Origin of the sequence: Lysinibacillus composti (genome assembly GCF_016908465.1) — a bacterium.
GTDB classification, from domain to species: domain Bacteria; phylum Bacillota; class Bacilli; order Bacillales_A; family Planococcaceae; genus Ureibacillus; species Ureibacillus composti_A.
This window is the reverse complement of the sequence record NZ_JAFBDY010000031.1, coordinates 1-13785: the sequence shown is the minus strand read 5'-3', so window position 1 is coordinate 13785 and position 13785 is coordinate 1. Positions and strand designations below refer to the sequence as shown.

Genomic DNA, 13785 nt, shown 5'->3' with positions numbered 1-13785 from the left:
AAATTTGTAATTAGTTAAGGTGCCCTCTTGTAGAGAGCACCTATTTTAACATTCAATATATGCTGAAGATACAGCAAAAGAGGCTTCTGTTTTCTCTCTTACTTCATCTATGGTTACACCTGGAGCTGTTTCAATAAGCACCATGCCTTGTTCTGTAAAGTCAAATACCGCTAAATCAGTAATTAGGCGATGTACTACGCCTCTCCCCGTAAGTGGAAGAGAGCATGTCTTTTTAACCTTATGTTCCCCGTGTTTTGAGACATGTTCCATAATTACAATGACTCGTTTTGCACCGACTACGAGATCCATTGCTCCACCCATTCCTTTCACCATCTTACCTGGAATCATCCAGTTTGCTAAATCCCCTGTTTCTGATACTTCCATACCACCTAAAATAGCTAAATCAATATGGCCTCCCCGAATCATTGCAAAAGATTCCGCGCTATCAAAAAACGAAGCACCTGGAACAACTGTTACAGTTTCTTTCCCAGCATTAATTAAATCCGCATCTACTTCGACTTCTGTTGGATAAGGACCTATTCCTAGCAAGCCATTTTCAGATTGCAATAACACATTAATATCAGATGGAATTTCATTTGCTACTAAAGTCGGCATACCAATCCCTAAGTTAACATTCATACCATCCTTAATTTCTTTTACAGCACGCCTAACAATTTGTTGTCTTGCATTTGCCATTCTTAGACCCCCTCCCCAGCACGTTGTAGAGTTAAACGTTCAATTCTTTTCTCATAATTTTGACCTAATACAACTCGTTGTACATAAACGCCAGGAGTATGAATTTCATCAGGATTTAATTCACCCACTTCAACGATTTCCTCAACCTCGGCGATAGTAATCTTTCCTGCTGCTGCCGCCAATGGGTTAAAATTACGGGATGTTTTTCTAAAAATGAGATTTCCGAGTTTATCAGCTTTCCATGCTTTTACAAGGGCAAAATCACCAACTATAGCTTCTTCCATTAAGTACTCTTTTCCATTAAAAAGGCGAGTTTCCTTTCCCTCTGCTATCGGAGTCCCAACACCAGTTGCAGTATAAAAGGCGGGAATTCCTGCTCCACCTGCTCGAATGCGCTCCGCTAGGGTTCCTTGGGGCGTTAGTTCTACTTCAAGCTCTCCGCTTAAAAATTGCTGCTCAAATATTTTATTTTCACCTACATAGGAGGCAACCATTTTTTTTATTTGTTTATTTGCAAGAAGCAAACCCAGACCCCAATCATCTACACCACAGTTATTGCTCACAATCGTTAAATTTTTTGTACCTTGTTTTTTTAGTGCCTCAATACTTTTCTCAGGTATACCACATAATCCAAATCCACCGACAACAATCGTTTGTCCATCTTGAATATCTTTTACAGCTTCGTCGATAGAATCCCAAACTTTCCCCTTCATTTCTAAGCCCCCTACAACTAATTAGTTATCCACAACCCTTACCTTGTTTCAAGTAACGAGGTTATCCACATGTTAATAACTTTATAAATTTATAGTCTTTAATTATATATTCATAAAATCTACTAAATATTATTTACTGTAGTTATCCACAGCTTTGTAATTTATTTACCACTAACTTTTAGTACCTAAACCACCTAAACAAATTGGGTTTCGATTGTGTAAAACATATTCTTAATTAATCATATTTTTCACAAAAAATTCGTAATTTGAAGTGTGCTTTAAAATTATGAAAGGAGTGTAATACAGTGAAGTTTTTAACGAAGATATCAAATACCATTATGGAAAGATATCTACCGGACCCTTACATCTTTGTAGCAATATTGACTGTATTAGTGTTATTTCTTGGAATAGTTCTAACACCCTCATCGCCTTTGGATATGGTTGTGTATTGGGGAGATGGTTTCTGGGGATTACTTTCATTTACAATGCAAATGGTCATTGTACTAGCTGCAGGACATGTTTTAGCAAATAGTCCGATATTCAAAAAGGTTTTATCATCGATTGCTAGCAAAATTAAGACTCCAAGTATGGCCATTATTATTGTTACATTTATCTCTTTAATTGCTTGTTGGATTAACTGGGGTTTTGGGTTAGTTATTGGGGCTTTATTTGCAAAAGAAATTGCACGTCATGTAAAGAGAGTTGACTACAGACTCTTAATTGCTAGTGCATACTCTGGGTTTATCGTTTGGCACGGTGGTTTAGCAGGGTCCATTCCACTATCTGTTGCGACAGAAGGTCATCCGTTTGCGGAATTAATGGGGGTTGTTCCAACTTCTGAAACAATCTTTACTCCGTATAACTTATTTATCGTAATTGTCATCGGCTTAACTTTACCGTTCTTTAATCGGTGGATGATGCCAAAAGAAGAAGATGTAGTTGAAGTGGATCCTAATTTATTAATAGAAGAGGAACCAAATTTCCCTCCTGCAGAAAATACATTTGCTTCTCGTTCAGAAAGAAGCTACGTTCTAACAGCATTAATTGGACTTATAGGCGTTTCATATTTAGTTTATCATTTTGTAACAAAAGGGTTTTCCCTAGATTTAAATATTGTGAATAGTATTTTTGTAATCCTTGGAATTATACTACACGGGACACCGCAGCGTTTCCTAGCAGCTGCAGGGAACGCAATTAAGACGACGACAGGGATCGTATTCCAGTTTCCGTTCTATGCCGGAATCATGGGAATGATGACAGCTTCCGGTTTAGCCGGAGTATTCTCCATATGGTTTATTAGCATTTCAAATGAATTCACATTTTATTTATTTACTTTTTACTCTGCTGGTCTTGTAAACTTCTTTGTCCCTTCTGGTGGAGGGCAATGGGCTGTGCAGGCACCTATTATGTTAGAAGCTGCTCAACAAATGGGCGCTGACTACGCAAAAACAGCTATGGCTATTGCATGGGGGGATGCTTGGACGAATATGATCCAACCATTCTGGGCATTACCAGCGCTTGCAATTGCAGGATTAAAAGCAAAAGATATTATGGGATTCTGTTTATTCGTTCTTATTTTTACAGGTGTCATTATTAGTATTGGATTCCTGTTCTTTTAACCCAACTCATTTACCATTCCATGCATATGATGATAAGGCATACCCCCACTAGAAAGAAACACCTTTAAGACTGCCTAGGGCTACTTAAAGGTGTTCTTTTTATATTTCTCCTTCTACCTTGTATTAGCAAAAATTAGTGTAGATAAAGTATTAATAAGTAATTTAGTAAGTACATCTATTATTATAAACCGCGCAAAGTATGAAAAAGTATAGAAGGACATATAAATGTTTGCCTAATAATAAATAAAAAGTCACGAGTAATCTCATGACTTTAATTTTCACTATTTACTTCGGAGCAATAACTTCCTTACCGCCCATATATGGACGAAGAACCTCTGGAATAATTACACTTCCATCTGCTTGTTGGTAATTTTCTAAAATCGCTGCTACCGTACGCCCAATTGCAAGACCTGAACCATTTAATGTATGTACATATTCTGGTTTTGCCCCTGCTTCGCGACGGAAACGAATATTTGCACGACGAGCTTGGAAATCTTCAAAGTTTGAACAAGAAGAAATTTCGCGATACATATCTTGTGTTGGCATCCATACTTCTAAGTCGTATTTTTTGGCTGCTGTGAAACCAAGATCTGCCGTACACATTAATAGTTTACGGTACGGTAAGCCTAAAAGTTGAAGTACCTTTTCAGCGTGACCTGTAAGTTTTTCTAATTCATTGTAAGATTCTTCTGGTTTTACAAAACGAACTAGTTCAACTTTATTAAATTGGTGTTGGCGAATAAGACCTCGTGTATCACGGCCAGCTGAACCTGCTTCAGAACGGAAACATGCACTATAAGCTGCAAATCCTTTTGGTAAAATATCGCCATCTACAATTTCGTCACGGAAGAAGTTTGTTACAGGAACCTCAGCTGTTGGAATCATAAAGTAATCTGTATCAACCAATTTAAATACATCTTCTTCAAATTTCGGTAATTGGCCTGTACCAGTTAAGCTATCACGGTTTACAATCACAGGAGGTAGCATTTCTTCATAGCCATGTTCTTCTGCATGTAGATCCATCATAAAGCTCATTAAAGCACGTTCGAGGCGTGCCCCTAATCCACGGTAGAACACAAAACGACTTCCTGTTACTTTTGCCGCACGTTCAAAATCAACAATTTGTAAGTCTGTTGCTAAATCCCAGTGTGGTTTTGCTTCAAAATCGAATGTTGGTAGCTCTCCCCATTTAAGAACTTCTACATTATCATCTTCTGTTTCCCCTACTGGAACCGATTCATGCGGGATATTTGGCAAACGCATCATCATGTATTCAAATTTTTCTTCCACTTCACGTAACGCATGATCAAGTTGTTTAATTTCTTCTCCAACTTCGCGCATACGTGCAATAGTCTCGTCCGCATTTTCTTTATTACGTTTCATGATTGAAATTTGTTCAGATACTTTATTTCTCTCTGCCTTTAATATTTCCGTTTTTGCAATTAACTCCCGACGCTTTGAATCTAATTCTTCAAACTCATCTAAGTTCCCTAAATCTTCATTTCGTGTAAGAAGGATTTTTTTCACTTCTTCAAAGTTATCACGTACACGTCTAATATCTAACATGTTCATTCCTCCAATAGTAAGTTTATCGACTTAGAAAATAATAACCTTTTTTATCACAGCTCATTCAAATATCTGTGCTAATGAATGAAGAGCATAAAAAAAGCCCCCATCCCCATAGAAGGGACGAGAGCTACCCGCGTTGCCACCCTAATTGATTAGACCAAAAATAAATCTAATCCACTTATACAGTAACGGCTTTTCAACCGGCCAAAGCTTACTAAACCTTCAACTTGGCTACTCAAGGACGGATTCACAAGTGTCTATATTAGCTTCCACCAACCGCTAACTCTCTTAAATAAACGTGCTTGTTACTACTTCCCATCATCGATTTAACAATTTTGAAATTTACCCATACTTTACTATATGGTATGTAATTTTGCAAGTGAAGTCTTTGTAGACTCGTGAACCATATTAACAAAGTATTGAAGAATGCGAACATCCTCTGTCAACTCTGGATGGAATGAACATCCCAAAAGATGGCGGTCTCTTGCTAGTACTATGCGATCTTCATGTAACGCTAATACTTCTACATTCTCGCCAACTTTAACTATATGTGGTGCTCGTATAAAGACAGCTGGGATATCACCGCCAATTTCAGGAATTGGTAATTTCACCTCGAAACTATCTATTTGTCGGCCAAATGAATTTCTTTCTACTAAAACATCCATAACGCCTAAATGTGGTTCATCATATCCTACAACCTCTTTGGCTAACAAAATGAGACCTGCGCAGGTACCAAACATCGGCAATCCTTGTTTTTCTAACATTTGAATTGGTTCTAGTAAACAATATCGGTCTAAAAGCTTCCGCATTGTTGTACTTTCACCACCAGGTAAAATGAGACCATGAATGCCCTTTAAATCTTCAACTGTCTTTACAGCTACAGCATCACAACCGAGCATATTAAGTTGCTGAAAATGTTCCCTTACTGCACCTTGTAATGCTAGAACACCTATCTTAACCATTCTACCAACCACGCTCCTGCATACGCTCACTAGCAGCTAATGACGAAATTTCTATCCCTTTCATTGGTGTTCCAAGTTCCTTTGAGATTTCAGCTATTAACTTATAGTCTTTGTAATGTGTTGTTGCTTCTACAATTGCTCGAGCAAATTTTTCTGGGTTTTCAGATTTAAATATACCCGATCCTACGAAAACTCCATCTGCTCCAAGCTCCATCATTAATGCTGCATCAGCTGGAGTAGCCACACCACCTGCAGCAAAATTTACAACAGGTAAACGGCCTAGTTTTTTAATTTCTAATAATAATTCAAATGGTGCGCCTAGATTTTTGGCTTCTGTCATTAGTTCGTCCGTACTCATTCCCACCACACGACGTACTTGGGCATTTACTTTACGTATATGGCGAACTGCTTCAACAATGTTACCTGTTCCTGGTTCACCTTTTGTTCGTAGCATTGAAGCTCCTTCTCCAATACGACGAGCAGCCTCTCCTAAGTCTCGGCAGCCACAAACAAATGGGACTGTATAATCACTCTTTAGTAAATGAAATTCCTCATCTGCAGGTGTTAATACTTCACTTTCATCTATATAATCAACACCCATTGATTCTAGTACACGTGCTTCTACGATATGTCCAATACGGGCCTTTGCCATTACTGGAATTGTTACTGCATTCAATACCTCTTCTACGATACGAGGGTCGGCCATACGAGCGACTCCACCTGCTTTACGAATATCAGATGGTACCCGTTCTAAGGCCATAACAGCCACAGCCCCTGCTGCCTCTGCAATTTTAGCTTGCTCTGCATTGATGACGTCCATAATGACGCCCCCTTTTTGCATTTCAGCCATCCCACGTTTTACTCTTTCAGTTCCTAATTGTATCATCCAAAAATTACCTCCCCACTTGTATTAATTTCTAGTATAATGAAAATTGACCATACAAAAAGAGTCAATTACATAAAATTTATTAAGGTCAGTTAAGGGTGATACAAATGGACATGCTCATATTTGAACTAAATAAAGATACAGAAAAACCTTTGTATGAACAACTTTATATAGGAATTAAAAACGCCATTATTGGTAAACAAATTGAACTTGGAACAAAATTACCCTCTAAAAGAAAATTGGCGGAATTTTTAAATATAAGTCAAACAACAGTCGAAATTGCATATGCACAATTGCTTGCAGAAGGATATATTGTTTCTAAACCACGGATTGGGTATTTTGTTGAGGAAATTGATGAACTGCCTTATATTCAAATAGAACAGCCAAAACAGCCTATGTTATATCGGGAAAAAGGCAGATTTGAAACCGACTTTCATCCTGGGAAAATTGATTCAGAATTCTTCCCTTTTACCACTTGGAGAAAGTATGCAAAGGATTTATATGACGGAACGCATAATGAGTTCTTGCAAATTGGGGAACCCCAAGGAGAATACGCATTACGAACTGAAATTGCAAAATATCTTTACCAATCTCGAGGCATGATCTGCAGCCCTGAACAGATCGTTATTGGTTCGGGTACTGAACATTTGCTTCCAATGATTCTACGCTTACTTGAAAGCGATTCAAGTTTTGCACTTGAAAATCCAGGTTATTCAGCAATCCCACGAATTCAATTGCAAAATAGGGCAGTTCCTATTTCAGTCGATGAGGAAGGTTTGATTGTTGATGAGCTAAAGCGTACTGATGCCAATATTGTCTATATTACACCATCACATCAATTCCCTACTGGTGCTGTACTTTCTGCAACAAGAAGGACCCAATTATTAAAATGGGCATCAAAAGCTGAAAACCGCTATATTATCGAAGACGATTATGATAGTGAATTTCGATATATCGGAAAACCAATCCCAGCACTCCAAGGCTTAGATAAAAATAATAAGGTTATTTATTTGAGTACTTTTACAAAGTCTTTAATGCCTTCCTTACGTGTAGCATATTTAGTCTTACCCACTACACTTTTGTCAAAATACAAGGAACTATTTAGCTACTATTCTGCGACGGTCCCTCGGTTTGACCAACATATACTAGCTAACTTTATGAAAGATGGACATTTTGCTAAACATCTAAATCGTATGCGGAAAATTTATCGAAAAAAACATGATAGGTTAACTACTACTTTAACTACCTTTTATTCTCAAGTAACTGTGACAGGGGATCATGCAGGGATGCATATTCTTATTTCAGTTCCTTTATCAAAAAGTGAAGAAGAACTAAAAGAATTAGCAGCAAAAGACGGAATTGGAATTTACCCAGTTAAGGATTATTTGATTAAAGCAATTGATTACAAAAATCCAACATTTTTACTTGGCTTTGGTGGTATTCCTTTAGAACAAATAGAATCATCCATTCGGAAATTAATGAATTGTTGGGGTATTGCCCCCAAAAAGGAGAAACCGCTTAAATAGCATATGCTTTTAAGCGGTTTTCCTTTATTGATCAATTAATTCAATGTTACATAGTTCGAACCAACGATCAAATTGAATGAAATAAGCTAATAGCTGTGGACCTGTCATGAGTTGCCCGTACCAAGGAACCTTAAAAGACTCTCCTCCAGATTCAATCAGTTGGTGCAATTGAGTTTTATCAAATAATTCATTTAAAATAGATTCCTTCCTTTGCACTAGCCCCTTTAGTTTTTCCTTCACACCTTCTGTATATAAAGGGTGATATGTCTTAGGATATGGATTCTTTTTTCGGTATAAAACCTCTTCAGGTAAAAGCCCTTCAACTGCTTTCCTCATTAACCCCTTCTCCATATTTCCCATATTTTTCATTTCCCAAGGAATATTCCAAAGGTATTCTACGAGACGATGATCCGCAAATGGAACACGAACTTCAAGACTTCCACCCATACTCATTCTGTCTTTTCGTTCTAATAAATTTTGCATAAAGTATCGCATATTTAAATAAAATAGCTGTCTTTGCTTTGCTTCTTTTCCACTCTCACCATCAAGTTGTGGAGATTGTTTTAATTCCCCTTCAAACACACTTTGCATATAATCTTTCAATTGAAGACGGTCTTTCCATTCTTTACGTAAAAACCCTTCTCTTTCGTTAATAGAGCGAATCCAAGGGAAAGAATCATAATCCTTTTGGAACCAAGGATAACCACCGAATATTTCATCTGCACATTCACCTGATAAAGCAACCGTAAAATCCTGTTTAATGATACGACAGGCAACTAATAAGGAACTATCAATATCCACCATTCCAGGTAGGTCCCTTATTGTCATAGCTTCCTCTAAATAATCAATTAGTTCTTGTTGCGTGATGATAATATCATGATGATTTGTTTTGAAAGTATCACTCATTTTTTTAATCCAAAATGTGTCTTGTGATACTTGAAAGTCATTTTTCTTAAAGAATTGATCATTTCCCTCAAAATCTATAGAGTACGTATGCAACGTACGTCCCTCTTGGTTATATGTGTTTGCCGCTATCGCTGTAATGACGCTAGAATCTACACCACCAGATAAAAATGTACATAGTGGCACATCTGAGACAAGTTGTCTTTCAATTGCGTCTGTAATAAAAAATCTAACTTGTTCAATTGTCTCTTCAAGTGAATGTTCATGTGTTTGACTCTTAACATTCCAATATCGCCATTTTTTCAATCCATTTCTTGAGAACTTTAACGCACATCCTGGCTCTACCTCTTCAATCCCTTTTAATATACCGTCGCCTGGTACTCTTGATGGCCCAATACTTAATAGGGCTGCCAACCCTTTGCGATCAATTTGTGGCTTTATTTCAGGATGTGCCAATAGTGCTTTTATTTCGGAAGCAAATAATAACGAATTATTGTGTATTGTAAAGAATAAAGGTTTAACTCCAAGTCGATCACGGAATAAATACACTTCTTCTTCTTGCTCATCCCAAATAGCAAAAGCATAGATACCATTTAAGTAATCCACACATTGTTCTTTCCACTCAATAAAGGAAGTTAATAAAACTTCTGTATCAGATGTTGTTGTAAAAGTATAGCCTCTTTTTAATAGCTCTTGTCGAAGTTCCTCAGTATTATAAAGTTCACCATTATATACCATTACATATTGTTTATCTTGATGGGTTTTTGACATTGGCTGTTTTCCACCAATTAAATCAATTACTGCTAGTCGACGATGCCCCAGTAAAGCATGTGCGCTGCAATAATTATTCCCATCATCTGGCCCTCTCTTACTTAGTGTTTCCCTCATATTTGTAAGAATCTGTTCCTTGTGTTTAATTGATTGTGTATAATCAATCCATCCAGTTATGCCGCACACTTTTTTCACGCCCTTTCACTCTTGTAGATTATGAAAAAAGTAGGCTAAATTTATGTTGTCCAATTAAAAAAAGGTTGTGACAATAGTTATCGGTTATACTTTTAACACATTATTGTAAGATTAGAACCGTATAAATTTTAGATTCCATAAAGTAGGCAAATAAGCAATATAAGCGTGAAAAAACAGTGTCTCAACTGTCTGAGACACTGTTTTCCTTCTAACATAGTTACGTCAATTATACATTTGCTTTATATTGACTAGCCATATACATAATGTTTATCTATTAAAATAAGCCGCCAACAAATCCTGTAATACCACCCCATACATTACCAAAGAAGTTTCCTACTCCTTGGAAAAATAGTGAGAGCCATCCTGCGCGCTCAACCGTTTGAGTTGTTACAACATCAGTAGAATACTCCTTACCATCAATAAAGCCCAAATCTTTTCCTTCTGTTCGTTCTAGAACGACTTTACCAACGACAGTACCCTTTTTTACATCGGCTTCAAGTGTTTCTTTTTCTAATACTAATTTAGGCTTATACAAATCTTTTTCATTTGTGTTAATTACAACTGAAATTGGCTCTTTCACTGCAATTTCAACTTCATCTTCTTTACCTTTTGTTACCGCAATTGTTTCTTTCCCTTTAAATACATAATTTGCAGGGACAATTTCTTGCTTAGAAAACTGTCCAAAACCATAATCAAATAATTTAGCCGTTTGATCAAAACGTGCTTTATAAGATCCTGCACCTTTTGAATCCACAGCGTTCATTACTACTGCTATTAAACGCGTACCGTTACGTTCGGCAGTACCAGTAAAGCAATAACCAGCCAAATTTGTTGTACCTGTTTTTAAGCCGTCTACACCTTCATACTCATACACTAATCCTGGTAACATGAAGTTCCAGTTTTCCATTTCAATTTCATCATCTGTGCCTTCACGGAACGTCTTTTTAGCAATACTTGATGTATCTAATACCTCTGGGTGGTCTTTTAATAAATGATATGCAAGCTTAGCAACTGAACGTGCTGGCATTACGTTTTCGTCCTGCGGGCCAGTCCCTTGAGGGTGCATACCAAATAAATCTGCGTTATTTAAACCTGATGCGTTTACAAATTTATATCCTTCAAGACCAAGTTCTTCAGCTTTTTTATTCATTAACTTAAGAAATTCAGTTTCTGTACCTGCAATTGTTTCTGCAATTGCAACAGTTGCTGCATTAGCAGAGTAAATTGCCATTGCTTCATACAATTCTCGAATTGTATAAGTACCATCTGCACGCAGTGGTACATTACTTAAAGCTCTGTCTTGAGACATCTTATATGTATACTCATTAACACGATATTCTTGATCCCAAGAAATTTTGCCTTCGTTAATTGCATCTAATAGGATGTATTCAGTCATCATTTTTGTCATACTTGCAATTCCTAAAGACTTATCTGCATTTTGTTCGTATAAAATTTTCCCTGAATCTGCATCGATTAAGATTGCCGCTCCAACTGTTAAACCTAAACTTGTTTCTGCACTTGTTTTTACAGGTGTTGAAACAAACATGCTAAGTAACAGGATCGGAATCATAATGATGCTTAACAATGATGTTTTCCTTACTGTTTTCACTATGAAATACCTCCAACATTTATTTAATATTTATATTATCCTTCGCAATTTTAACATAGATACTATAAGAATTGTGACAGGAATGGAATAAAAAACACTCTTTTAACGTCAACGTTAAAAGAGTGTAAAGGTTGCAATAAACAGTTCAATTTAATAAGTGTATATAGCGCTAAAGATTTAGCTCTATTTTCTATAAATTATTGTATTGAGTAGTTTGGTGCTTCTTTTGTAATTTGTACATCGTGTGGATGTGATTCACGTAATCCAGCACCAGTCATACGTACAAACTGTGATTTTTCACGTAAATATTCTAAGTTAGGAGCACCGCAGTAACCCATACCTGCACGAATACCACCAACTAGTTGATCTATTGTATCTGAAAGAGGCCCCTTATATGGAAGACGTCCTTCAATACCTTCCGGAACAAGTTTCTTAGCACCTTCTTGGAAGTAACGGTCTTTTGAACCTTGCTCCATTGCTCCTAGTGATCCCATTCCACGATAAACTTTAAAACGACGTCCTTGGAAGATCTCTGTTTCACCAGGTGATTCAGTCGTACCAGCAAGTAATGAGCCAAGCATTACAACATGTCCTCCAGCTGCAAGGGCTTTTACGATATCTCCTGAATACTTAATTCCACCGTCTGCAATGATTGACTTACCAAGTTCACGAGCAACTGTTGCACAATCGTAAATCGCAGTAATTTGAGGTACACCAACACCAGCAACAACGCGTGTTGTACAAATAGAACCAGGTCCAATACCTACTTTAACAACATCTGCTCCTGCTTCATAAAGGGCACGAGTTGCTTCACCAGTTGCAACATTTCCTGCAATGATTTCTAAATCAGGATATGTCTCACGAATTTTTCTTACAGTATCAATAACCCCTTGAGAATGACCATGTGCTGTATCAATAACAATAATATCAACTTGTGCATTAACTAATTTTTCTACTCGTGGCATTGTGTCATTTGATACTCCAACTGCAGCACCAACAACTAAACGTCCAATACTATCTTTTGCAGCATTAGGGAATTCAATTACTTTTTCGATATCTTTAATTGTAATTAAGCCAGTTAACTTACCTTCCTCATCAACGATTGGAAGCTTTTCAATTTTATATTGTTGAAGGATTTTTTCTGCTTCTTCTAATGTCGTTCCTACTGGAGCAGTAATTAACGCTTCTTTTGTCATAACATCTTCAATTTTTAAAGAATAATCTGAAATAAAACGTAAGTCTCGGTTTGTAATAATACCTACTAAAGTTTGATCTTCCTCGTTATTTACAATTGGAACACCAGAAATGCGATATTTCCCCATTAAATGTTCAGCATCAAATACTTGATGTTCAGGTGTTAAGAAGAATGGATTCGTTATTACACCATTTTCTGAACGCTTAACTTTTTCAACTTCTTCGGCTTGCTCTTCGATGCTCATATTTTTGTGAATAATACCTATACCACCTTGACGAGCTATTGCAATTGCCATTTTTGATTCAGTTACTGTATCCATACCCGCACTAATAACAGGAATATTTAACTTAATTTTCGGCGTTAATTGAACTGATAAGTCCACAGTTTTTGGTAAAACTTCTGAATGCGCTGGTACCAATAATACATCATCAAACGTTAAGCCTTCTTTGGCAAATTTCGTATCCCACATTTCTAAATGCCTCCTAGTCGTAAATGAATATTAATAGTAAGTTTACAACATGTTTTCTGAGTGTCAAGAATCCTACAAAAAGAAAAACTATTCCGACTATTTAAATAGCCAAATTTATTAATGGTTACTACTATGTTTTATACCTAACAACCCATAATAATACTGAATAAAAAATAATTTCTAAAGTATTTAGTGAATTTATCAACTTCAATATTTCTATAGATTCTATCAATTTTTTTACAATTCATTATGTGAAAATTAATGGTTATTTAAATATATACTCCCATTTACTCAGAAAAATAATCAACATATAATACACTAAATTATTTAAAGTCTTATGGAATAGATCATAAATTACTTATATATAGTTCCCTTTATTATCTATTTTAATATATTTTTTGTATCTATCTAAATATGTATATACTTCCACTATTAGAAGAGGGTTTTCTTTCTTAATTCTTTTAACTAATCTTACTTTATTGTGTATTTTACAAACATATACTTATAGTTTCTTTATTTTCATAAATTTCCCAAGTAAAAAATAAAAAGTCTAAGCATAAGCTTAGACTTTTATTTGAATTGCGTAGCGACGTCCTACTCTCACAGGGGGAAACCCCCAACTACCATCGGCGCTAAAGAGCTTAACTTCCGTGTTCGGTATGGGAACGGGTG

General features: G+C 36.4%; 10 protein-coding genes, 1 rRNA gene and 1 other annotated feature. Of the genes, 2 read left to right on the top strand and 9 right to left on the bottom strand.

Annotated features, from left to right (window positions below):
• Window positions 1-45: 45 nt before the first annotated feature.
• Window positions 46-696, bottom strand: a complete 651-nt coding sequence (locus tag JOD29_RS18530) for a CoA transferase subunit B (protein ID WP_124766840.1) — start codon at window positions 694-696, stop codon at window positions 46-48.
• A gap of 2 nt (window positions 697-698) precedes the next feature.
• The gene (locus JOD29_RS18525) at window positions 699-1409 is read right to left on the bottom strand and encodes a CoA transferase subunit A (protein WP_124766841.1); all 711 of its coding nucleotides are present in this window, start codon (window positions 1407-1409) and stop codon (window positions 699-701) included.
• Between the two features lie 305 nt (window positions 1410-1714).
• On the opposite strand from JOD29_RS18525, the gene JOD29_RS18520 reads away from it, so the two are divergent.
• Window positions 1715-3028, top strand: coding sequence for a short-chain fatty acid transporter (locus JOD29_RS18520; RefSeq protein WP_124766842.1), 1314 nt, complete (start codon window positions 1715-1717; stop codon window positions 3026-3028).
• A 285-nt stretch (window positions 3029-3313) separates the two neighbouring features.
• Here the strand turns inward: JOD29_RS18520 and serS are convergent, their stop codons facing one another.
• The 3 genes from serS to pdxS form a co-directional block, all read right to left on the bottom strand.
• A complete protein-coding gene (gene serS, locus JOD29_RS18515) occupies window positions 3314-4594 on the bottom strand; it encodes a serine--tRNA ligase (protein ID WP_124766843.1) in 1281 nt (426 codons plus the stop codon).
• Window positions 4595-4710: 116 nt separating this feature from the next.
• Window positions 4711-4928 (bottom strand) — a binding site (T-box leader).
• A 25-nt stretch (window positions 4929-4953) separates the two neighbouring features.
• A complete protein-coding gene (gene pdxT / locus JOD29_RS18510) occupies window positions 4954-5559 on the bottom strand; it encodes a pyridoxal 5'-phosphate synthase glutaminase subunit PdxT (protein WP_124766844.1) in 606 nt (201 codons plus the stop codon).
• Window position 5560: 1 nt separating this feature from the next.
• Window positions 5561-6445, bottom strand: coding sequence for a pyridoxal 5'-phosphate synthase lyase subunit PdxS (pdxS, locus tag JOD29_RS18505; protein WP_124766845.1), 885 nt, complete (start codon window positions 6443-6445; stop codon window positions 5561-5563).
• Between the two features lie 107 nt (window positions 6446-6552).
• On the opposite strand from pdxS, the gene pdxR reads away from it, so the two are divergent.
• Complete coding sequence (gene pdxR, locus JOD29_RS18500) at window positions 6553-7971, top strand: MocR-like pyridoxine biosynthesis transcription factor PdxR (protein WP_192894265.1); 1419 nt, start codon at window positions 6553-6555, stop codon at window positions 7969-7971.
• Between the two features lie 24 nt (window positions 7972-7995).
• On the opposite strand, the gene asnB is transcribed toward pdxR, so the two are convergent.
• From asnB to rrf, 4 genes are all read right to left on the bottom strand, one after another.
• Window positions 7996-9831: an asparagine synthase (glutamine-hydrolyzing) gene (asnB, locus tag JOD29_RS18495; protein WP_124766849.1), complete on the bottom strand. Its 1836-nt coding sequence runs from the start codon at window positions 9829-9831 to the stop codon at window positions 7996-7998.
• 283 nt (window positions 9832-10114) lie between these two features.
• The gene (locus tag JOD29_RS18490; RefSeq protein WP_192894266.1) at window positions 10115-11410 is read right to left on the bottom strand and encodes a D-alanyl-D-alanine carboxypeptidase family protein; all 1296 of its coding nucleotides are present in this window, start codon (window positions 11408-11410) and stop codon (window positions 10115-10117) included.
• 236 nt (window positions 11411-11646) lie between these two features.
• Window positions 11647-13113, bottom strand: a complete 1467-nt coding sequence (gene guaB / locus JOD29_RS18485) for an IMP dehydrogenase (RefSeq protein WP_124766847.1) — start codon at window positions 13111-13113, stop codon at window positions 11647-11649.
• A 581-nt stretch (window positions 13114-13694) separates the two neighbouring features.
• Window positions 13695-13785, bottom strand: a 5S ribosomal RNA gene (rrf, locus tag JOD29_RS18480); the annotation flags it as partial.